Source organism: Pseudoalteromonas luteoviolacea (assembly GCF_001696455.1).
In the GTDB taxonomy this organism is placed as follows: Bacteria; Pseudomonadota; Gammaproteobacteria; order Enterobacterales; family Alteromonadaceae; genus Pseudoalteromonas; species Pseudoalteromonas luteoviolacea_C.
This window is the reverse complement of the sequence record NZ_MAUJ01000001.1, coordinates 1,131,140-1,153,329: the sequence shown is the minus strand read 5'-3', so window position 1 is coordinate 1,153,329 and position 22,190 is coordinate 1,131,140. Positions and strand designations below refer to the sequence as shown.

The 22,190-nt window shown below is 41.6% G+C and carries 17 protein-coding genes; 10 read left to right on the top strand and 7 right to left on the bottom strand.

The window, feature by feature from the left end:
- The first annotated feature begins 28 nt into the window (after window positions 1–28).
- On the top strand, window positions 29–2,293 hold the full coding sequence (gene clpA, locus A7985_RS04935) for an ATP-dependent Clp protease ATP-binding subunit ClpA (protein ID WP_065789315.1): 2,265 nt from the start codon (window positions 29–31) through the stop codon (window positions 2,291–2,293).
- Window positions 2,294–2,652: 359 nt separating this feature from the next.
- Here clpA and infA read toward each other — a convergent pair whose 3' ends face one another.
- From infA to trxB, 4 genes are all read right to left on the bottom strand, one after another.
- A complete protein-coding gene (gene infA / locus A7985_RS04930; RefSeq protein ID WP_023401681.1) occupies window positions 2,653–2,871 on the bottom strand; it encodes a translation initiation factor IF-1 in 219 nt (72 codons plus the stop codon).
- Between the two features lie 89 nt (window positions 2,872–2,960).
- Window positions 2,961–3,665, bottom strand: a complete 705-nt coding sequence (locus A7985_RS04925; protein ID WP_065789314.1) for an arginyltransferase — start codon at window positions 3,663–3,665, stop codon at window positions 2,961–2,963.
- Window positions 3,658–4,374, bottom strand: a complete 717-nt coding sequence (gene aat, locus A7985_RS04920; RefSeq protein WP_065789313.1) for a leucyl/phenylalanyl-tRNA--protein transferase — start codon at window positions 4,372–4,374, stop codon at window positions 3,658–3,660. Before aat ends, A7985_RS04925 begins: the two co-directional genes overlap by 8 nt.
- A gap of 96 nt (window positions 4,375–4,470) precedes the next feature.
- Window positions 4,471–5,421 carry a thioredoxin-disulfide reductase gene (trxB, locus tag A7985_RS04915; protein WP_065789312.1) on the bottom strand — a complete coding sequence of 317 codons (951 nt, stop codon included), beginning with the start codon at window positions 5,419–5,421 and terminating at the stop codon, window positions 4,471–4,473.
- 255 nt (window positions 5,422–5,676) lie between these two features.
- Here trxB and pssA point away from each other — a divergent pair, with 255 nt between their 5' ends.
- Complete coding sequence (gene pssA / locus A7985_RS04910; protein ID WP_065789311.1) at window positions 5,677–7,002, top strand: CDP-diacylglycerol--serine O-phosphatidyltransferase; 1,326 nt, start codon at window positions 5,677–5,679, stop codon at window positions 7,000–7,002.
- A 450-nt stretch (window positions 7,003–7,452) separates the two neighbouring features.
- Here the strand turns inward: pssA and A7985_RS04905 are convergent, their stop codons facing one another.
- Both A7985_RS04905 and A7985_RS04900 read right to left on the bottom strand, forming a co-directional pair.
- Window positions 7,453–7,995 carry a carboxymuconolactone decarboxylase family protein gene (locus A7985_RS04905; protein WP_065789310.1) on the bottom strand — a complete coding sequence of 181 codons (543 nt, stop codon included), beginning with the start codon at window positions 7,993–7,995 and terminating at the stop codon, window positions 7,453–7,455.
- 261 nt (window positions 7,996–8,256) lie between these two features.
- Window positions 8,257–9,231 carry an AraC family transcriptional regulator gene (locus tag A7985_RS04900; protein ID WP_065789309.1) on the bottom strand — a complete coding sequence of 325 codons (975 nt, stop codon included), beginning with the start codon at window positions 9,229–9,231 and terminating at the stop codon, window positions 8,257–8,259.
- A gap of 134 nt (window positions 9,232–9,365) precedes the next feature.
- Here A7985_RS04900 and A7985_RS04895 point away from each other — a divergent pair, with 134 nt between their 5' ends.
- The 8 genes from A7985_RS04895 to A7985_RS04860 all read left to right on the top strand — a co-directional run bounded on the left by A7985_RS04895 (window position 9,366) and on the right by A7985_RS04860 (window position 19,783).
- On the top strand, window positions 9,366–9,833 hold the full coding sequence (locus tag A7985_RS04895; RefSeq protein WP_065789308.1) for a hypothetical protein: 468 nt from the start codon (window positions 9,366–9,368) through the stop codon (window positions 9,831–9,833).
- Between the two features lie 551 nt (window positions 9,834–10,384).
- Window positions 10,385–10,849 (top strand): DUF417 family protein, encoded by a 465-nt coding sequence (locus A7985_RS04890; protein ID WP_065789307.1) that lies wholly within the window; start codon window positions 10,385–10,387, stop codon window positions 10,847–10,849.
- 99 nt (window positions 10,850–10,948) lie between these two features.
- Window positions 10,949–12,016: a DUF4331 family protein gene (locus A7985_RS04885; RefSeq protein ID WP_065789306.1), complete on the top strand. Its 1,068-nt coding sequence runs from the start codon at window positions 10,949–10,951 to the stop codon at window positions 12,014–12,016.
- Between the two features lie 299 nt (window positions 12,017–12,315).
- Window positions 12,316–13,590: an ergothioneine biosynthesis protein EgtB gene (gene egtB, locus A7985_RS04880; RefSeq protein WP_065789305.1), complete on the top strand. Its 1,275-nt coding sequence runs from the start codon at window positions 12,316–12,318 to the stop codon at window positions 13,588–13,590.
- Window positions 13,590–14,588, top strand: coding sequence for an L-histidine N(alpha)-methyltransferase (locus A7985_RS04875; RefSeq protein WP_065789304.1), 999 nt, complete (start codon window positions 13,590–13,592; stop codon window positions 14,586–14,588). The genes egtB and A7985_RS04875 overlap by 1 nt, the downstream gene beginning before the upstream one ends.
- Window positions 14,589–14,649: 61 nt before the next feature.
- Window positions 14,650–15,471, top strand: a complete 822-nt coding sequence (locus tag A7985_RS04870; protein WP_065789303.1) for a PhzF family phenazine biosynthesis protein — start codon at window positions 14,650–14,652, stop codon at window positions 15,469–15,471.
- Between the two features lie 126 nt (window positions 15,472–15,597).
- Window positions 15,598–16,728: an efflux RND transporter periplasmic adaptor subunit gene (locus A7985_RS04865; protein WP_065789302.1), complete on the top strand. Its 1,131-nt coding sequence runs from the start codon at window positions 15,598–15,600 to the stop codon at window positions 16,726–16,728.
- Between the two features lies 1 nt (window position 16,729).
- Window positions 16,730–19,783, top strand: coding sequence for an efflux RND transporter permease subunit (locus A7985_RS04860; RefSeq protein WP_065789301.1), 3,054 nt, complete (start codon window positions 16,730–16,732; stop codon window positions 19,781–19,783).
- Between the two features lie 66 nt (window positions 19,784–19,849).
- Here A7985_RS04860 and nrdA read toward each other — a convergent pair whose 3' ends face one another.
- On the bottom strand, window positions 19,850–22,135 hold the full coding sequence (gene nrdA, locus A7985_RS04855; protein WP_065789300.1) for a class 1a ribonucleoside-diphosphate reductase subunit alpha: 2,286 nt from the start codon (window positions 22,133–22,135) through the stop codon (window positions 19,850–19,852).
- Window positions 22,136–22,190 lie beyond the last annotated feature (55 nt).

Here is a 22,190-nt window from a genome sequence, read left to right as displayed (position 1 = left end):
CCTTATTTATTCTCGTTGGGGGTTGCCAATGCTAAATAAAGATTTAGAAATTACACTTAACACCGCGTTTCGTGAAGCTCGTACACGTCGTCACGAGTTTATGACGGTAGAGCACTTATTACTTGCCTTGATCGATAACCCGTCAGCAAGTGAAGCATTAAACGCATGTAGCGTGGACACAGAAGGGTTAAAGCGTGATCTTTCCGAATTTATAGATGAAACTACGCCAATCATACCGGAGCTAGAGGAAGACAGAGAAACTCAGCCAACTCTAGGTTTCCAGCGTGTATTGCAACGAGCCGTGTTTCATGTGCAGTCTTCGGGAAGAAACGAAGTGACTGGTGTGAATGTATTAGTCGCTATTTTTTCTGAGCAAGAAAGTCAGGCAGTTTATTTACTTAAAAAAGCTGATGTAAGTCGTCTAGATATTGTTAATTTCATCAGCCATGGCATTTCTAAATCAGACGATGAGCCTGAACCAGAAGAACATGAAGATTTAAATGACGAAGGTGCTGAAGTTCAAAGTGAAGAAAAAACCAAACTTGAGAACTTTACGTCAAACCTTAATGTAATGGCAAAAGCCGGCCAAATAGATCCGCTAGTCGGACGCGACCAAGAAGTAGAACGTACAATTCAGGTTTTATGCCGTCGTAAGAAAAACAATCCACTATTGGTTGGGGAAGCAGGGGTTGGTAAAACGGCGATTGCCGAAGGCCTTGCCTATCGAATTGTTAACGATCAGGTACCAGAAGTTATTGAAGACGCTGTCGTATACTCTTTGGATATGGGCGCTTTATTAGCAGGCACAAAATATCGTGGTGATTTTGAAAAACGATTCAAAGCGCTACTAAAAGAGTTACAAGCCAAGCCAAATGCGATTTTATTTATTGATGAGATCCATACCATCATTGGCGCAGGCGCAGCCTCTGGTGGTGTGATGGATGCATCAAACTTAATTAAGCCATTGCTATCGAGTGGTAAATTACGCTGTTTGGGCTCAACAACATATTCAGAATTCAAAAACATTTTCGAAAAAGACCGCGCGCTTGTTCGTCGTTTCCAAAAAATTGATGTTGTCGAGCCGAGTGTTGCAGACACTGCGAAGATTTTGTACGGGCTAAAAGAGCGATACGAAGAGCACCATGGTATTCGCTATACACAAAAAGCACTTAAAGCAGCTGCTGAGTTAAGCGCAAAATATATCAATGAGCGTCATTTGCCTGATAAGGCGATCGATGTGATTGATGAGGCTGGCGCTAATCAAAGGTTGTTGCCTGTTTCGAGACGCAAAAAAACAATTGGTGTATCGGATATTGAGCAGATTGTTTCAAAAATCGCACGTATTCCGCAGCAAAATGTTTCATCTAGCGATAAAGAAGTACTTAAAAACCTAGATAGAAATCTGAAAATGCTGGTATTTGGTCAAGATGAGTCAATTGATGCGTTAACATCGGCCATTAGACTATCACGCTCTGGGTTAGCGAATGAAGAAAAGCCAATTGGTTCATTCCTTTTTGCTGGGCCAACCGGTGTAGGTAAAACAGAGGTGACTAAGCAATTAGCCAAATGCATGGGCATTGAGTTTATTAGATTTGATATGTCTGAATACTCAGAGAGACATGCAGTAAGCCGATTAATTGGTGCGCCTCCTGGCTATGTTGGATTTGAACAAGGCGGACTACTTACTGACTCTGTAATCAAGCACCCACATGCGGTTGTGCTTCTGGATGAAATAGAAAAAGCGCACCCGGACATCTATAACATTCTACTTCAAGTTATGGATCACGGTACGCTAACAGATAATAACGGCCGCAAAGCCGATTTTAGAAATGTTATCTTCGTCATGACCACGAATGCTGGTGTACAAGAAACAGTGAGAAAGTCGATTGGTTTCCAACAGCAGGATCATTCACATGATGCCATGCTAGAAATCAATAAAGTATTTACACCTGAGTTTAGAAATAGACTTGATAACATTATTTGGTTCAATCACCTCGAGAAAGAGGTTATCTTGCAGGTTGTGGACAAATTTATTGTTGAGCTTCAAGCTCAGCTTGATAAGAAGTCTGTCAATTTAGAGCTAACTAATGAGGCAAGAGATTGGTTGGCCGATACAGGTTATGATAAATCAATGGGTGCGAGACCTATGGCCCGTGTAATACAAGATAATCTGAAAAAGCCGTTAGCCAACGAAATACTATTTGGCAAACTCGCTGATGGCGGTAGTGTCAAAGTGTCGGTTAAAGGCAATGAGTTGTCATTTACCTTTGAACAAGAATTAGTACCTGCATAAAGCAACTTAGTTTTGATGCAATCGATAAAGCCCGCTGAATTAGCGGGCTTTTTGTTGTTACTTAACGATATAAATCGAAAGTATGAATAATCTAAGTCTGTCTAGGGAAGTGCTTTAATAGTCGATGGCAATCTTTCTTGCTGCAATCTTTTGTGAACTAGGAAGATAGAATGGTAGGGTGATGTAACTTAGCGAGAATTACAGGGGAAGTGAATTAGTCTCAACAGCAGGCTATTAACCCTTTTTTGAGAATGATTGTTAAGAATAGGCTCTGAATGCAAAAAACCTAGCTGTTAAGCTAGGTTTTTTGCTACATACGTCTTATAGCATCTTAATCAATGCTGGCGAGACGAATAGAATTAACGCGCGCGGAAAACAATGCGTCCCTTGCTTAAGTCGTAAGGTGTTAACTCTACTGTGACCTTGTCACCTGTTAAAATACGGATGTAGTTTTTACGCATTTTGCCAGAAATATGAGCCACAACAACGTGACCGTTTTCTAATTCAACACGGAACATAGTATTTGGTAAAGTTTCAAGGACCGTGCCTTGCATTTCAATTACGTCTTCTTTCGCCATTTGGAGCGTATCACCTCTGTATTAGTTAATCGTTGGAGATTTTGCCCAAAAGCACGCAATAAGTAAAGGTAAGAGCCTAAATTAGTGGCCTAAATATTTGTCCAAACGTCTTCTTTAAACTGTTGAGCGGGTAAAAACTGCTTTTTGTAGCGCATTTTTTTGCATTCGTCTATTTGGTAACCAAGGTAAACGTATTGTTTATTCTCGGATTTTGCGAGATCTATTTGTGCCATAATCATAATTGTGCCAAGACTCATATGTTCATAGTCCGGGTCAAAAAATGTATAAATAGCTGATAAGGCATTTGGCATGGTGTCAGTAACGGCGATTGCAATTAATTTGTCTTCATGCCACAGCTCAATAAAAGAAATCGGCATCCACCGACAAAATAAAAAGCTTTCATATTGCAATCTGTTAGGGGGGTACATAGTACCATCTTGGTGGCGTTCCGAAATGTACTTTTCATAAAGCGGGTAGTAGTTTGGCTTCTCGTCAAAACTTACTTGAATCGAAAAACCATTTTTAATCTTTTTAAACTTGCGCTTCTGAGATTTGGATGCGGTATATTGCTCTGCGAGCACCCTTACAGATTGACAGGCGTTACACATAGGGCAGTGGGGGCGGTAAATTTGATCTCCACTGCGTCGAAAGCCGAGAGATAAAAGAGCCTCGAACCGTTCTGCTGAGTAGCATTCATGGTCGAGTATTACAAGCAATTGTTCTTTTCGATTTGGTAAGTAACTGCAATCAAACTGTTGACTGAGTCCAATTTTTGATGGGAAGTGTTCAGTCATATATTGCCCTCAGTTCTTGTGGCTGCCACATATCATCGGCTGATTTGTAGTCGCTTGCTTCTTTAAGTCTAGTCAAAAATTCAGCTCTAGGAATGACTTTTGCGCCCATTGAACTAAGGTAAGGGTTATCTAGTTGGCAGTCGATAAAGTGGGCGTTGTGCTTTTTCAACCAATTAACGAGGGCCCACATAGCCAATTTTGACGCATTTGGGACAGTATGAAACATAGACTCGCCACAAAAAACACCGGATACCATAATGCCATAGAGCCCACCAACTAGTTTACCGTCAGCCCACACCTCGACACTGTGTACAAAGCCTTCTCTATGCCCTTGACAGTATGCTTGAACCATATTTTTATTTATCCATGTGCCTTCATTGTGGAGCCTTTGTTCTCGGCACTGTTTGATAACTTGTTCGAAAGCAGTGTTGACCGTTACGGTTGGGTTTAGCTTGTTTTTGGCTTTTTTAAGTGTTCTGCCAACATGGAAATCTTCAAGTTCTAGAATACCTCGCTCACTTGGTGCCCACCACATTATGGGCTCGCGTTCATTAAACCAAGGGAAAATCCCGAGTTGGTAAGCTTTGCGGAGCCTTTGTGTGCTGAGGCAACCACCAATTGCTAAAAGCCCATCAGGATCTGTCAAAGCAAAATGGCAAGGTGGAAAAAGAAAGTCAGACGGTGATAAGTGAAACAGCTGTTGCGTCATATCTGAGTTAAAAAGTAAGGCGGTTAAGCGCTAAACATACAGTTAGTTTAGCAAAATAAGAGTGGAAGCACGCCAAAAAATGGCGTGCTTAGCGTTTTATTTTAGGTTATCTAAATAACGCTCTGCGTCTAGTGCTGCCATACAGCCTGTGCCCGCTGATGTGATAGCCTGACGATAGATGTGGTCAGAAACATCACCTGCCGCGAATACACCTTCGACACTCGTTTGTGTCGCATTGCCGTTAAGACCTGATTCTACAACTAGGTAGCCGTCTTTCATTTCAAGTTGACCTTCGAACATGTCTGTGTTTGGCTTGTGACCAATCGCAATGAACACACCGGCTAAATCTAGGTCTTCAGTTGCATCAGAATTAGTGTCTTTAATTCTGATACCTGTAACACCCATATCATCGCCTAAGACTTCGTCTAAGGTACGGTCGAAGTGTAGAACTACGTTGCCATTTTTCGCTTTTTCTAAAAGACGATCAGATAGAATCTTTTCACTGCGGAAACTATCTCTACGGTGAACGACGTGTACTTCTTCTGCGATATTCGATAGGTAAAGTGCTTCTTCTACAGCAGTATTACCACCACCTACTACAGCTACTTTTTGGCCTCTGTAGAAAAAACCATCACAAGTAGCACATGCTGAAACACCACGACCTTGGAAAGCTGTTTCTGATTCAAGACCTAGGTACTTAGCAGATGCACCTGTAGCAATGATAAGTGCATCGCATGTATATGTGCCTTGGTCACCAGTTAATGTGAAAGGTCTTTTAGTTACATCTACTTTGTTGATGTGATCAAAAATAATTTCTGTTTCAAAGCGCTCTGCGTGCTCTTTCATGCGCTCCATTAATGCTGGGCCTGTTAAACCGTGTGCATCACCTGGCCAGTTTTCTACTTCAGTTGTTGTTGTAAGCTGACCACCTTGTTGCATACCAGTAATTAAAACTGGGTTTAAGTTTGCTCTAGCTGCATATACAGCCGCTGTGTAGCCAGCCGGGCCTGAGCCTAAGATCAATAGTTTACAGTGCTTATCACTCATTAATTTCTGTCCTAAAATTTAGTATTAGCTTTACAATGATGCCGATTCTAAGTAAATCAACCCAGAAGTAAAATAAAAATCAAATAAAGCAATTTGAGAAATCTAAATCTTGTCAAAAATACTGTACTTGATGGAAAAGTAGGCCAACGAAGCTTAAATTATCGGATCTCCATGACCTTTCTATTTTTTTTTGATATGTTTTAAGCAATTTTTTTTGCTGCCGTATTAACGGTCGCCCAAGAATAAAAGGTATGTATGGCATTTTGGCAGGACAACGCTGGCTTTTCTTTAGAAGCAAATAAGTGCACGGTTTTAACAGATGCTAAGCATTATCACAGCGAATTATTGTCGCTGATTGGTAAGGCTCAAAAGCGAATTTATATTACGGCTTTGTATTTGCAAGATGATAGCGCAGGGCAGGGCGTATTGACTGCACTGCATGAAGCATCTTTACGGAACCCGAATTTGGAAATCAAAGTACTTGTTGATTTTCATAGAGCACAACGTGGCCTTATTGGAGAAGCAAAGTCCGAAGGTAATGCACGACTGTATTGCGACTTTTTAGAGAAGTTTGGCTCAAAAGTACAGGTTTTTGGTGTGCCAGTAAAAGCCAAAGAGCTATTTGGTGTACTTCACTTAAAGGGATTCGTAATTGATGACACTGTGTTGTATAGCGGCGCGAGTATCAACGATGTGTATCTACATCAAAACGACAAATATAGGCTCGATAGATACTTTTTAATCGAAAACCCACAGCTTGCTGATAGCTTTGTCGGCTTTATTGAAAAGCACTTACTTAGTTCAGAAGCGGTTCCTAGACTAGACTCAAGGCCTTTGCCTTCTTTTGCAGATATAAAGCTAGCGCAAAAAAAGCTGATGCGCGCCTTAAAAAGAGCCAATTATGACATGTCTGCTGGAGATGAATCGTCTGGGCTCAGTGTAAGAGCATTTCTAGGTTTTGGGCGTAGAACAAATAAGTTGAATCGTTTAATTAAAGCGTTGTTTGATACAACGGAGCAAGAGTTGATTCTTTATACTCCCTATTTTAATTTTCCAGCGCCATTATTGAGGTCATTAAGGCGTCTATTAAAGCAGGGTAAATCAATCACTATTGTTGTGGGTGATAAAACGGCGAATGATTTTTATATATCGCCAGATAAGCCGTTTAGTCGAATAGGCGCTCTACCTTACTTGTACGAACGTATTTTGCATAAATTTTTAAAGTCGCAAAGAAAGTACATTGAGCAAGGAATCTTAAATGTTTATCTGTGGAAAGATGGTGACAACTCTTTCCATTTGAAAGGCATCAATCGAGACAATCAAGTTCATTTGATGACAGGTCATAACTTGAACCCAAGGGCATGGGGTCTGGATATTGAAAATGGGGTTTTAATAGAAGATAAGGCTCAAGAGCTGAAAGCTTTTATTGATACCGAAAAAGAAGCCATTTTAGCCAATTGTAGAAAGCTATCTGGGCCAGATGATATTGAGACGCTGCAAGATTACCCCGCACCAGTTCAGAAAATTTTGGGGCAAGCAAAGCGGGTTAAAGTCGACTTTATCATTAAAAAGTTCATTTAGGCTCGGCGTAATATGCAGCCCCAGTGAGCGAGAACTCATTTCGGGAAGCGGCTACTAACGCTAAAAATATACTGTATGGGCTTTATTCAAGCCCATCATTATCTCCACGCTTTGCTTTTTCTGACAATGTAAGTGATGCCTGTTGTTTCGATCTATAAGAACAAATATGCTAGCTTGATCTTGATGCGTTTTACACTATGAGCGTGTTTTCTTAAAGAATCTTCCGGCTGAGGATAGAGGTTATACTTGGCCCATGGATAAATTATGGCTTTCGCGTTTCAGGGCTTAACAGTGGCTTTTTTCACCGTAGCGCGAGCTTTAAAGTTCATATAGTGTCCCATTATAGCGGTTAGACTGGTGTTTCAATGTTGCTCCATGCTAAAGAGGTGGTAAAAAGCATCAATGACAGTATGTAATAAAGACATTTCCGATTGAATATCGCGTTTGAATTTACTTACTTTGTGCTTTAACTAATGGGTAGTCGACTTCAGTTTGGGCAATAATATGGTAGTAAGTTGTAAATATGTTCATTGCTGTATGCGCCACAACTTCGCTGATCTCAGCATCGGAAAGGTGAAGCTCTTTTAGTCTGATAAACTCCATATCGTAGATCTGCCCGCGGGAGTCGACGATATGATTAACAAACTGTAATATTCCCTGCGTTCTGGGTTCATCAGATTGACTCTTTAAGTTAAGCGCCATCTCCTTTTTACTAAGGCCTAACATCCCTCCTATGGCAGTGTGTGCTGAAGCACAGTAGTCACAGTTATTTTTACCCGCTACCGATAATGCGATTTGTTCTCGCAAAGTCGGGGTTAACAGGCCTTTAACCAATGAGTTGCTTAGACCAAGAAATGCTTCTAGTACAGCAGGCGAACTTGCGAGAGTTTTAAAGGCATTGGGAATGTCACCAAATTGCTTTTGAGCAAGGTCTAGTACTTCTTTGGTTTTCCCCTCAGCAGTACTTGGATCAACAGGTTTGATGCGCGTCATATTTACACTCCAATTAAGTTATTTAGCGAAATGAAAGCGTCTATAAGCATGTAAAGCGCCTATGATTTATTGCAAATACTTAAGCGCTCGTCTTGCTCCAGACACGATATATTCTGAAAACAACAAGCCAGCTAAACAATGTGAGAAGGTGCAAGATTTATGTCGAACCGTATCACATCGAGGTATCTTGATGAGTACAGCTCCAGCCAGCAACGATGTAGATGTATATCAGCGCGAGTCTTTGAGGTGCTGGAATAATCGCTATTTTTGACGCCTTAATTGGCCAGGGCTGACACCGATAATCTTTTTAAATGCCTTACTAAACGAAGCCTCCGAACGATAGCCAACTTGCTCCGCTATGTTTATCATTGACTCTTTGCCTTCTTTCAATAGGGCATGGGCGATATGCATTCGCCACTGACTGAGGTAAGACAAGGGGGTCATACCGATGACTTCATGGAATAGGTTAGCAAAAGCTGAGCGAGACATACCAACAGTGCGTGCCATGCGTTCTACTGTCCACGCATGGGCTGGTTGTTTATGGATCAGGCTTAATGCATGGCTCAGACGCGTATCAGCGAGGGCCCGAAAGTACCCAGTACCTGAGTGTTGTTTATTCATATGCCATCGTAATAATTGAATGACAAGTACCTCAGTCAGGCGATCAACGATAACCGAGCCCCCTGGTAATGTCGATCGAGATTCATGAGCTAGCATGTTAGCTAGGTTGTTTAACCATAAGAGAGATGGCTCTTCATTTGTTTTAATATGTAAAAAGTCCGGCATATCCCTCAATAATGGCAACTGGACATGTTGTTGATATTTAAAGTACCCACACAACAGGGTGGTATTTATTGACCCCTTAGAGAAGGGATTTTCATTTTTTTGGATCTGTGTATACAACTCATCTCCGGATATACAGACACCATTTGGTTGATCGCTAATTTGGTGAGCTGCTCCTGTTGGAAATGCAACAATGTCGCCGGTTGACAGGTAAGTTGCATGCTGAGTACCAGGCATGCTTAACCAAGCACTACCTCGCACCACGAAGTGAAAAGTACCGTAGTCTGTTTTTTCCTCTTTTATACCCCAAGGTGCAAAAAACTCAGTGCAAAAATAGCTGCTAGCTTGAAGCCGGAGCACGTTTAATATATCTGACAATGCATCCCCTCCAATTAAGCTATTTCCAGCATTGGGAAGTTGTTCACTAGAACGGGAGGGAGTTTGATCGAACACCTGCTTGCTCCTATATTTAAATATCAACTAAAAATACGATTGGACATATATATTGTATTAAATATCATCGTATGTACAAGATTAAACCTTAAAATCACTCACTCAATAGTTTATTAAATGAGGAGTGTATTACGATGAATGCGACAGAAAATGAAGTAACTGGTTGGAGATGGACCATGTACGCTGGGTTAATACCATTGATGGCGGGGCTATTTATGTTGCTGACTTCAAATTTATCTATGTCGAATGATATGTCGCAATGGACATTTATTATTCATAAGTTGGACTTTAGTTTCGCGCAGCTTGCAGTAATTGACCCTCAAGCAGGTCCGTTTGTCGCATTTTTAGCGATGCTTGCCAGTGTGAACATTGTGTCAGCGGCAGTACCAATTATTCTAATTTCTATCTTTGCACTTAGAGCGGGTCAAAAATGGGCTTGGTATTACCTTTTATTTATGCTTGTTTGGGAAGGCTTTAGTGATGTTTATAGTGTGACTCAGTTTTATTTCGAAACAGGTGCACCAATGTTTGTCATGCCTTGGCTTTTTTGTATCTTGATGGCAACAGGCTTATATAAAACACGACAGCAGATCTTTAATTAATAACATAATTGTTTTAACAAGTATTCTTGAAATATATAGCGGGTTGTAGAGACCCGCAAATTGCTTTTAAGTAATTTTGATAGAGGTAATCAAGCAAATAAATCCCCCGTTTGACGACTTCTTGTCTCTACGAGCTGTCTAACTCTTTCCTACTTTTTGATGCCGAAACCACTTTTTCTGTTTTTGTACCGCCATACAGACCTTAACGGGTTAGCTTAAGTTGCAACGACCTCTGGCAATAAGCTAGTCATATTTCTTGTTTGTTATCCCTGAACTTTGTACGAACTGACAAGACTTTAGTTCATATGGTCATGGTCCTTTTGACAAGCTCAGTCAATAATCTTTATCGAACCGTTATAGATGACTTTTTAGCCGCGGCCTTAAAATATTATATGGTTAGCAGCAATGGACAGGTGCGTTTTTACCATGCTACTCATTTGTTTCACAGCAAATAGAGTGTAAGGCATAAATGCCAGTAGCGACGCCTTTTGCTTTGTCTCTACTAACGGCACTCGTAATTCATAGCTTATTCATTTTTAAAAGGGCTGTTTATGTCTGCTAATTCAGTAAATTCTTTGCACAAGATTGGACAAGGTACAGCACTGCTGGGTGTCGTGTTGCCTTTATTGTTAATTGGGGTACTTAAGTTTACGCCCACAGAAGTAGAAGCATTAAAACCTATCATCAATGGCACCCCATGGTTAACTTGGCTATACATTGTATTTGGGGTAGAGGGTACATCCTATTTCCTTGGTGTTTTTGAGCTTATTACCGCCATGTTATTAATCGGGTCGGTCTGGTCTGCACGTGCAGGCATTGCCGGTGGAGTTATGGGGGCAATGACTTTTTTAGTGACTGTAAGTACTTTAATTGTGTTACCAATTTGGGAAGAAAAAGAAGGCGGTTTCCCGTTTGTCAATTTTCTAGGCCAGTTTTTAATAAAGGATGTTGCATTGTTAGGTATTTCAATATTGGTATTGACTCATTGCTATGGGCGTTTACATGCTCGCAGCTGAGCCAGCAAGACAACCAGAATGTAAAGTAAGGGGGCAATAAACAAGTATTTACACCAGAACAACACTTTCAATTGGCAACCAAGTTTTTAGGAGACCATCATGATTAAATTGCTAAAAAAATTACCCAACAACTCAACTATAGCGCTGTTAGCGCTCGCGTTAGGCATGAGTATAAGTGCAGCGCCAGCGGTTGCGAGCCATCACTTTGAAAGCAAACTGGCTCAACAGCACCCCCAGTTTGATTTGACAGACATGTTTGTTTTTGACTCAGAGCGACGTGGTTATACGGCATTTATGATGGATGTAAATCCGACAACCAAAAGTGAGGCGGCATTTGGTAAAAGTGGCGTGTATAGCTTCCATATCGCGCGTGACAAGTCATTGAGTGGAGGTGGCATAACCATCACTGCGCATTTAGAAAATGACGAAATGGTTTTTGGCCTGATTGATGGCGCAAATCAGGCCATTGGCACGAAAGGAAAAGTCTTTGGCAGAGTAACTGTAGGTAAGACTGCAAAGTTTAAAAATGGCATCAAGGTTTGGAGCGGTGCCGCGCGAGATCCATTTGTTGGAAACTCCGCGGGGATTATAGGTTTTTTAACGACCCTCATTGGAAAAGGAGAGCTTGAATTGTCGCAGTTCGACAACGGGGTTGATCTATTTAAAGACTTTAATAGCAGTATTATTTTAGTCGAAGTGCCAAATAAAATGTTACCAAAACATATCCATGTATATGCCAGTAGTGCTATGTACAATGTCGATCAATGGGTGCAGGTCAATAGATTGGCAAATCCCCTTATTACACATATGTTTTTAGCAAACAATAAAATGGAAGTGAGCGAACATATACATCATCGCCCTGATAGTGACGCTTCTCGTAAGTATGCAATTTCCGGCATGGTATTGCGTGCCGTAGCACTGGATAGAAAGTTACCTAACCCCGTGCAATACGCTGATATGGTGGCGGACAAACTACTACCAGACATGATCCCATATAAAGTGGGTAGTCGCGCTGAGTATCGTTTTTCAAAAATCAATGGTCGCAAGCCACACGATGACGCAATGGATGCTGTACTGAGCTTACTGGTCGGAAGAAAGGTAACCGATCATGCGAATACATTTGATCGTCACCCTAATAAATTTCCTTACGTAGTACCAATAAAATAATGAAACTTCTATGCTTTGTAACAGCACTGGTGTTTCTAGTTAGCTAGAAGCACCACTTCATGCGCTTGTTTATTTAAACTTGATATAGGTAGCCTGTTAAACAAGCACCAAGGATGAACATAGTTAATTTACTTATATTTGCGATATCAAAGCAGTGACGATTTTCCATCAAAGATTCAACAAACAGAGGTTCACATCTAAAAGGTAACAGTTAAAAAGTGATTGCATTCAACATCGATTTGTCCGTGTTGAGCAGAAAGCACATCACTGAAATAAAAAGGTTTATTAGTGGGTAGCTTATGAATTGGCAGCAATTAAGCAGTAACGAAAAAACGAAGTACTTTGTAGATAAATATATCCAGATCCGCTCAAGCACAATTGCCTTGTGTAAAGGGCTCGAGAAAGAGGATTACACCGTTCAACCCATTGCTGATGTAAGTCCTCCTAAGTGGCATTTAGGCCATACAACATGGTTTTTTGAAGAAGTTATCTTAGTTAAACATATGGCTGATTATACAAGGTACCAGCAAGGGTATCGTCTGTTGTTTAATTCATATTACAAGTCAGCTGGTGGGCACTGGCTTCAAAGTCAACGAGGTGATCTGTCAAGACCAACGGTTGATGAAGTATTGCACTATCGTAATTTTGTAGACGAATGTGTGATAAATTTTTTAACGATGTCCGAGGCTGATGATGTCATTTTATCTTTGTTGGAAATAGGCTTACATCATGAGCAGCAACACCAAGAGCTGTTGCTGATGGATATCAAGTATATTTTGGGTTGCAACCCTTTGGCCCCTGTTTTTAGTGATACCCACTTAAATGCTTTGAGTTCTGAAAAATCATCTTGGCGTTCATTTGATGAAGGGTTATACGAAATCGGTGCGATAGGCAATGGTTTCGCTTATGACAATGAAATGCCGAGACATAAGAGCTACAACTATGCATTTGCCATCAGTGAAACCTTGGTCTCAAACGGTGAGTACTTGGAATTTATTCAAGATGGTGGGTACGCCCGAGCCGAATTTTGGTTAAGCTTGGGGTGGGATTGGATAAACAATATGAAAGTTAGTCACCCTTTGTATTGGCAAAAAATAGACAATGAATGGTTTGAATTCACACTTCATGGACTGATGCCATTAGACCTCAATCTGCCTGTCACACACATTAGTTACTTTGAAGCGGATGCGTTTGCAAATTGGCGAGTAGCAAGGCTACCAACAGAGCAGGAATTGGAAATTTACCTAGCAGCTAGCTCTTTTGGAATCAAAGCGGCCTCTGAAGTACAACTGCAACGTGGCGAACGTACAGACATATATCATCCTACAGCGAGTAACGCGTCTTGTGGGCAAGTTTGGTGTTGGAGTAAAAGTCATTATTCTGGCTACCCGAGCTACAAGCCATATCAAGGGATGCTCACTGAGTATAATGGAAAGTTTATGTGTAATCAGTTTGTTTTGAGAGGGGGATGTGTGGCCACGCCGGTTGGTCATTACCGCCATAGCTACCGCAATTTTTATGCGCCACATCAACGTTGGATGTTTTCAGGTATCAGACTAGCAAAGGATATTTAATGACACACTTTAGATTACTCACACAAGAATCACATGGTGATAAAACGCAAGATGATCAACTGGCCATTGAGGTCTTGACCGGTTTGAGCGCGACACCGAAACATTTGTCAGCAAAGTATTTTTACGATGATACTGGGAGTGAAATTTTTCAGAAGATTACTCAGCATGAGGATTATTATCTTACAGCCAAAGAAGTCGAAATTCTGACCCGAATTAGTGTTCAGCTCGCGCAGCTAATTGATGAGCAGGAAATTGATATTATTGAACTGGGTGTCGGGGATGGCCACAAAAGCCAACTGATTATAAATGGCTTTCTACAATTGGGTTGTAAGGTTAATTTTTACCCTATCGATATTTCAGAAAAAGCAATGGTGATGTTACAAGATAACATTGTGCCAGATGATAAATTGTCAATACATGGTGTCGTCGCGGAGTATTTTGAAGGGTTGAAGCTTGTTCGAAGCCAATCAAGTAACAAGCAGCTGGTGTTATTTTTGGGGTCAAATATTGGCAATTTTAATCGAGAGCAGAGTCAAGGATTTTTAAGAAAGCTCTGGATGAGTTTGAACGCGTCTGATTTCATACTGACGGGCTATGATTTAAAAAAAGACGTCAATAAGCTTACCGCAGCCTACAACGACAGAGCTGGATTAACGGCACAATTTAACCTCAATTTACTGCACCGTATAAACAACGAACTGGGCGGCAATTTTCAACTAGAGAAATTTCAGCACTTTGGCGTTTACAACCCAATATTAGGCGCTATGGAAAGTTATGTGCTTTCAACCGAAAAACAGGAAGTGTATATAGCCTCGTTGCAACGGACCTTTAAGTTTGATGCATATGAAGCTATTCACTTAGAGTATTCGTTTAAGTTCACACCAAACGATATTGAGTGTTTATGCCAACAAACCGGCTTTAAGGTGGTTAAACACTTTACTGATGAGCAGAATCACTTTGTTGACTCTTTGTGGCAAGTTGTCAAAGATGACTTGTGACAAAGGCGACACCGCGGGAAGAGTGATGCTGAGAGATTCTAATGGGTAAATTGCTACACGTATGTATGGGAAAACACACCTTGGCGGTAACCAAGTGAACCAGACCTTTGTCCGTCAGGTGTTTTGCTCGCAGGGTTATAGGGGGAGCTTTGCCTCTGTGACGCTGTGTTCTAACCTATCTGAATTTAATGATAGTACCCACCTTCAATCAAGAGCTTTGAGTACTGGGTGTGCAGCAACAGCATTTGTTTATTGCCAAATAGATGGCCCTCATTTAATTCGATGGTTTTCACCCTATAGTGAGATTCAATTTTGCGGTCATGCGACGTTAGCAGCTGCGGATGTATTGATAACAGCTATAAACACGCGTCAAGGCGCGCTTCATTTCAGGTCTGCCAGTCATTCGATATGTGTGAAAAGGGTGACTTCGGGTCATTACGTCATGCTTCTGCCTCAATGCACACTTAGAGCAAGCCTGGATTTACCTGACGTTGCCAAAATATTCAGCGAAGAGGTCACTAACTTTCATTACACCGAGCCCGACGATGGCTATCTTGTAGCTCAAGTACCAAACAGAGATCACGTGGCCAACTTTGATTTTGCTAGCGATAGGTATTGCAAACTTACGCGTCGAGCGCTACTCATTACTGCACAAGACGTGAGTCAACCTAATACAGTATATTTTAGATACTTCGCGCCACAATACGGGAGCAAAGAAGACGCTGCAACCGGTTCTGCGGCACCACTTTTAGCGGCACTTTGGCAGTTACCCATTAATCGAACTCTCAAATGTTACCAGCTATCTTCTCAAGGTGCTTTTTACCGAATTTCACAAAGCGACCTTGAAGTATCTGTTTTTGCAAGTGTGCAAACGCCTCTTTAACACTTCCTTTTTTACCACTTTGAAAAATTTCGAATTAATTTCAAATTCGCATTGACCTCAATATAACTTGAGGTTTTAGTCTGCGCGCACTTTGTGAATTGACATCCATTAATAGAGGTTTGACGAATGAAAATAAAAGCTTGGATAGCAACCGTTGTCGCGATAGCGGCATTAATAGGCTCCATGGGTTATATAAAGTGGATTGAAATGTCTGCCATTATGGCTGCTTCTGCAAATGTCCCTGAATATTCTGAGACTGTAGAGGCGACCCAAGTCAAACAGGCAAAGTACACCCAATCGGTTGCGGTTATAGGGAATGCTGTGGCACCAGATCATATCGAGCTTGTAAGTGAAGCGTCGGGTTTGGTCAGCGAGGTCAACTTTTCGTCTGGAGAACGAGTAAAAGGCGGGGAGGTTATTGTTCAATTAGATATTCGTACAGAGCAAGCTAACCTCAAAGCCGCCTCTGCGAAGAGGAAATTGCTGGCTTCAAATTACACTCGCGTTAAAGCGCTCAGCTCCCATCAAGCGATTAGTCAAGAAGCGCTAGATACCGCACAGGCCAATTTAGTGGTGATTGATGCAGAGATAGAAGCGATAAAAAATATAATCAGGAAAAAGACAATCACGGCGCCATTTGATGGTGTGTTGGGTATTCACTCAGCGAAAGCGGGGGAGTTTTTGAGCGCCAATACACGTGTTGTTTCCATCACGGGTGAAGCTGGGTTTATGTGGGTAGATTTCTATATTCCTCAAACATATCGAAAACTAGCTGTTGGGAGCTTAGTTCAAATCAATAAGGTTGGTGAAACCGCAGGTTTGATGGAAGCAAAAGCGGGTATCGTTGCTGTGGAGGAGTCGTTCTTAGCAGGGATCCGCAGCCGTAAGTACAGAGCAAAAGTTTTGCGCACTTCACTAGAAATCGATGTAAATGAGGCCATAGCGGTTAGCGTGCCTGTGAATCAATTTAACGACATCATGAGTGTGCCAAATATATCTGTTTTGAGGGATGTAACTGGAGGTTATGTTTTCGAATTGATCCCAACTGGGTCTAAGGGACAATTTAGAGCCAAGCGCAAACCCGTTGAAATTATTTCGTCCAACGAGCATGTCACTTTCTTACACGCAGGTTTGACTCCAGACAGCATAGTCGCAGCGCCGGGCGCGTTTAAGTTATTTGATGGTGTATTAGTGAATGTTGTCAATCAAACAAACACTTTGGCAAACAAGTCGGCTACTTTTAGCAAGGAGTTATAAAGTGGATTTATTCGTAAAAAGGCCAATATTAGCGATTGTATTATCTATCGTCATTCTATTGAGTGGTGTACTTGCGGCAACAAAAATTTCCGTCTCTCAGTTTCCTACGATTGAGAGCACATCTTTGATTATCTCTACCCAATATAACGGTGTATCAGCGCAAACTGTGCAAGGATTTGTAACAGATCCGATAGAGCGAGTAGCGATGACAGTCCCTGGCGTTGACTTTGTCGACTCCACGACTATTGCTGGCTCATCTACTGTAACCGCGTGGCTTAAGTTAAATCAAAATAGCACTGACGCAATGGCAGAGCTTAACTCGAGACTAAGCCAAATTAAATATGAACTACCTGCGGGCGCAGAAGATCCCGCTGTTACCGTTTCTCGGGTCGACAGACCCGGTGCAACCTTTTATTTAGACGTTGATGCCCCTGATTTGAGTCGTGCTGAACTGACAGATTTTCTGAGCCGTAAAATCACGCCTTTGTTGTCGGGGATAAATGGTGTTCAAAAAGTAGATTTGGAAGGGGCGAGAAACCCTGCGATGAGAGTGTGGCTAGACCCAATTAAAATGACCGCATTTAATATTGGCAGTAATGAAGTATTTGAAGCGATGCAAAGTAATAACGTAGTCGCTTCGTTAGGTCGTGCGCAAAACGAAGCTCACGAAATCGATTTTCTGAGTAACGCGACCATGAAAACCGTCCATGACTTTGAAATGATGATCATAAAGCAGTTTGACGGAGGGGTCATACGACTTAGGGATATCGCGAGAGTCGAGAAAGGAGAAGACAGAGGCAGAATAGATGCTCGAATCAATCAACGTCAAACTATTTATTTGTCGGTTTACGCACTGCCTGGTGCCAATGAAATAGAGATCGGTGACGCGTTATATACACAATTAGATCAAATCAACGCCAGTTTACCCGAAGGGATTAAAATCAATATTAGTTTTGATGGTACCTTATATATGCGAGATGCCTTGCAGGAAATTTTTACTACCTTGCTTGAGACCGTGGTACTTGTTGGCGTTGTCATTCTATTTTTAATGGGGTCTTTTCGTTCTGCTATTGTGCCTTTAGTTACAATTCCGATTTCTATTTTGGGCAGCATTGCTGTGATTTTGATGTTGGGATTTTCACTTAACCTGTTGACGATTCTTGCCATCGTGCTTTCTGTGGGATTGGTCGTTGATGATGCTATCGTTGTTGTTGAAAACGTCGCTCGGCATATGCGTCAAGGTCAGTCTCGTCTCTCTGCGGCCTTGATAAGCTCGAGGGAGCTATTTTCACCGATTGTCGCAATGACGATAACACTGGCTGTGGTGTATGCGCCGATCGGATTTGTATCGGGCCTCACGGGTGCATTGTTTAAAGAGTTCGCATTTACCTTGGCAATTGCTGTCTTTATTTCTGGTATTGTCGCTGTCACCTTATCACCAGTGATGAGTGCATTTGTGCTTCACGAAGGGGGCAAGGAAAGTAAATTTACCAGAAGGGTAAATCTCTACTTCGACAGGGTTGGACGCCTTTATAGGCAAGCACTAAAAGCAAGTTTTGGGTATAAAGTTCAGATTGTTTTTGCATCAATTGTGCTCAGCTGCATGATGGTGCCATTCTATTTATACTCCGCCAAAGAGCTTGCACCAGTAGAAGACCAAAGCTCGGTGTATATTGTTTCTGATGCGCCACCTGCTTCTACTTTAGCGTATGGTACTGAATATATGTCAAAGGCAGTGGATGCGTTGAGTCAAAACCAAGGAGTTGAAGCAATTTGGCAAATCATACGCCCGGGTAATGCATTCAGCGGGATCAACTTTGTCGACTTTGAGCAAAGGGAGGATTCTGTTCAAGCTATGTTACCTACACTATATGGGCAGTTATCTCAGATTTCCGGGATTAAAGTGTTTCCTGTTTTACCCATGCCTTTACCAACAGCTGGGCAGTTTGATGTGGAGCTGGTGGTCCAGTCTCAAGATAGCTACGAAGAGATGTTGAACTATGCGTATCAATTAGTTGGAGCCGCCTATGAAACCAATATGTTTCTTTTTGTAGACACCGATTTAAAAGTAGATCGGGTGCTAGCACATATTGAGTTTAATCATCAACAACTCGCGGATTTAGGGTTGAATGTATCTAGCGTTGTCAATCAAGTATCATCTTTACTCTCTGAACAAGCTGTAAATCGGTTTGATGCTGATGGTCGGGCTTATCGAGTTATTCCCATGGTCGAACATCATGAGCGACGTTTTGCAGAGGCCGCATTGGGATTACATATAAAACTGCCCAGCGGCGAGTTGGTTCAACTAAGCTCGGTCGCGACTATCAAAGAAGTCGTTGGGCCAAGAAAAATGGGTAAATTTAACCAGCAAAATGCATTTAGAATCTTAGGCGGTGTTGCGCCCGGGGTCACCGCTGAGCACGCACTACAAGCGTTGGAATCAAAAGCACACAGTATATTACCAGATGGTTACTCGTTAAATTATGCAGGAAATAGCCGCCAGTTAAAAAAGCAAGGAAATAGCTTCTTAGTAACACTTAGCGTTGCTATTTTAGTGGTTTATTTGGTGCTTGCTGTGCAATTTAATAGCTTTAGGTCGCCTCTGGTGATTTTACTTGGCTCGGTACCATTGGCGATATCAGGTGCTATGTCATTTAGTTTCTTTAATCTAACAAGCATGAACATCTATGCCCAGATTGGACTCATTACGTTAGTTGGTCTAATCGCAAAAAACGGCATTTTGATTACTGAGTTTGCCAATGAATTATTGATGCAAGGAAAGTCCAAGAGTGAAGCAATTATCGAAGGTGCAGTAGTGAGACTGAGACCTATCTTGATGACAACTGCTGCCACAGTTTTGGGGCATTTTCCGCTTGTGATGGTGTCTGGTGCAGGCGCAGAAGCAAGAAACAGTATTGGGATCATTTTAGTGGCAGGTATGCTAATAGGAACGGTATTCACGTTATTTGTGTTGCCAACCATTTATATGTTACTCACTAAAAATGTTCAACAAGACACAAAAGAAAATACTCAATTTATCTCCGCTCATCAGTGATAAAGTCGGCCACTCAAACAAAAAAGCCCAGCATACGCTGGGCTTTTTTACGGCTTTAAAAGCTTGTTAAATCTTACAAGCGCCGCCTTCACAGCCATCATCTTCGACTTCAGGCTTTAATTCGTCTTGTGCATCAGCTGCACCATCACGGGTGTTGTGGTAGTAAAGTGTTTTAACCCCAAGTTTGTATGCTGTAAGTAAGTCTTTCAGCAATAATTTCATTGGTACTTTACCGCCTTCAAACTTCGTTGGGTCGTAGTTTGTATTTGCAGAAATAGTTTGATCGACAAACTTCTGCATAATACCCACTAGGCCAAGGTATCCGTCATTTGAAGGAATTTCCCATAGCAGTTCATACTGATCTTTTAACTTTTCATACTCTGGAACAACTTGCTTCAAGATACCATCTTTACTTGCTTTAACGCTGATATGCCCACGAGGTGGTTCAATACCGTTTGTTGCGTTAGAGATTTGAGAAGACGTCTCTGATGGCATCAGGGCTGAAAGCGTAGAGTTTCTCATGCCAAATTCTTTAATGCTTTCTCTTAACGTGTCCCAATCAAGATGCAAAGGCTCATCACAAATTTTATCGATGTCTTTTTTGTAAGTATCGATAGGCATGATGCCTTGAGAGTATGTTGTTTCATTGAACTTAGGACATGCACCGCGCTCTTTTGCAAGTTCGTTAGATGCTTTCATCAGGTAATACTGAATTGCTTCGAACGTTTTATGTGTCAACGCATTTGCACTTCCATCTGAATACTTTTTACCATTCTTCGCAAGATAGTAAGCGAAGTTGATTACACCAATACCTAAAGTACGACGTCCCATTGTTGCAGTGTGCGCTGCTGGAACAGGGTAGTCTTGGAAGTCGAGTAGGTTATCTAGTGCACGAACAGCAAGTTCCGCCAGTTCTTCAAGCTCAGATAAATCTTTAATTGCACCTAAGTTAAATGCCGAAAGAGTACACAGTGCAATTTCGCCTTCAGCGTCATTTACGTTGCTCAACGGTTTTGTTGGCAATGCAATCTCTAGACATAGGTTTGATTGTCTAATTGGCGCAACCTTAGAATCGAAAGGACTGTGAGTATTACAGTGGTCAACATTTTGTAAGTAGATACGACCTGTACTTGCACGCTCTTGAGCAAACATCGAGAACAGCTCAATTGCTTTAATGCGCTTTTTACGAATGGAATCGTCTTGCTCGTACTTAGTGTACAGTTCTTCAAAAAGCTCTTGATCTTCAAAGAATGAGTCATAAAGACCAGGCGTGTCCGACGGACTGAACAACGTGATGTAATCGTCTTTTAGAAGGCGCGTGTACATAGTCTTGTTGAACTGAACACCATAGTCTAGGTGACGAACTCGGTTTTCTTCAACACCACGGTTGTTTTTAAGTACAAGTAAGTTTTCAACTTCTAGATGCCAAAGCGGGTAGAATAGGGTTGCAGCACCACCGCGTACACCGCCTTGCGAACAGCTTTTTACAGCCGTTTGGAAGTGTTTATAAAATGGAATACAGCCAGTGTGGAAAGCTTCACCGTTGCGGATAGGACTACCCAAAGCACGGATCCTACCAGCATTTACACCAATACCTGCGCGTTGGCTCACATACTTTACGATAGCAGAAGAAGTCGCATTGATTGAATCAAGGCTGTCGTCACACTCAATTAGTACGCATGAGCTAAACTGACGTGTCGGCGTACGAACCCCCGCCATAATTGGCGTAGGTAGTGAAATCTTAAACTGAGAAACAGCGTCATAAAAACGCTTGATGTAGTCTAAACGCTGTTCTTTGTTGTAATCTGAGAATAAACTTGCAGCAACTAGCATATATAAGAACTGTGCGCTCTCATAAATCTCACCGGTTACGCGATTCTGAACTAGGTACTTTCCTTCCAATTGTTTTACAGCGGCATAGCTGAAAGTCATATCTCGACTGTGGTCAATGTATTCATTTAATTCATTGAGCTCTTCGCGCGTGTAATCTTTCAATAGGTGTTCGTCGTAGCGCTTTTCTTCTACTAGCTTTACAACATGGTCAAACAAGTGTGGTGGCTCGAATTGTCCATAAGCTTTTTTCCTTAGGTGGAAAACTGCTAATCGTGCGGCTAAATATTGATAATCTGGCGTATCTTTAGATATTAAGTCAGCAGCTGCTTTGATGATAGTTTCATGAATGTCTTCAGTACGGATCCCATCATAAAACTGGATATGAGATTTTAACTCTACTTGAGAGACCGAGACATTATCTAGGCCTTCTGCAGCCCAAGTTATCACACGATGAATTTTATCTAAATCAAGCGGTTCTTTACGACCGTTTCTTTTACTGACAGATAATTGTTGGTTCATAAGCTATGCCTGTATTCCCAAGTTCTTTATATTGGTTAGGAAATCACCACTATAT

Bases quoted from the DNA above. Each gene is read 5' to 3' on its own strand.
- A7985_RS04865 (WP_065789302.1), top strand. From the start codon at position 15,598: ATGAAAATAAAAGCTTGGATAGCAACCGTTGTCGCGATAGCGGCATTA.
- aat (WP_065789313.1), bottom strand. From the start codon at position 4,374: ATGACGCAACAGCTGTTTCACTTATCACCGTCTGACTTTCTTTTTCCA.
- trxB (WP_065789312.1), bottom strand. From the start codon at position 5,421: ATGAGTGATAAGCACTGTAAACTATTGATCTTAGGCTCAGGCCCGGCT.
- nrdA (WP_065789300.1), bottom strand. From the start codon at position 22,135: ATGAACCAACAATTATCTGTCAGTAAAAGAAACGGTCGTAAAGAACCG.
- pssA (WP_065789311.1), top strand. From the start codon at position 5,677: ATGGCATTTTGGCAGGACAACGCTGGCTTTTCTTTAGAAGCAAATAAG.
- A7985_RS04890 (WP_065789307.1), top strand. From the start codon at position 10,385: ATGTCTGCTAATTCAGTAAATTCTTTGCACAAGATTGGACAAGGTACA.
- A7985_RS04895 (WP_065789308.1), top strand. From the start codon at position 9,366: ATGAATGCGACAGAAAATGAAGTAACTGGTTGGAGATGGACCATGTAC.
- infA (WP_023401681.1), bottom strand. From the start codon at position 2,871: ATGGCGAAAGAAGACGTAATTGAAATGCAAGGCACGGTCCTTGAAACT.
- clpA (WP_065789315.1), top strand. From the start codon at position 29: ATGCTAAATAAAGATTTAGAAATTACACTTAACACCGCGTTTCGTGAA.
- A7985_RS04925 (WP_065789314.1), bottom strand. From the start codon at position 3,665: ATGACTGAACACTTCCCATCAAAAATTGGACTCAGTCAACAGTTTGAT.
- A7985_RS04905 (WP_065789310.1), bottom strand. From the start codon at position 7,995: ATGACGCGCATCAAACCTGTTGATCCAAGTACTGCTGAGGGGAAAACC.
- egtB (WP_065789305.1), top strand. From the start codon at position 12,316: ATGAATTGGCAGCAATTAAGCAGTAACGAAAAAACGAAGTACTTTGTA.
- A7985_RS04885 (WP_065789306.1), top strand. From the start codon at position 10,949: ATGATTAAATTGCTAAAAAAATTACCCAACAACTCAACTATAGCGCTG.
- A7985_RS04870 (WP_065789303.1), top strand. From the start codon at position 14,650: ATGTATGGGAAAACACACCTTGGCGGTAACCAAGTGAACCAGACCTTT.
- A7985_RS04875 (WP_065789304.1), top strand. From the start codon at position 13,590: ATGACACACTTTAGATTACTCACACAAGAATCACATGGTGATAAAACG.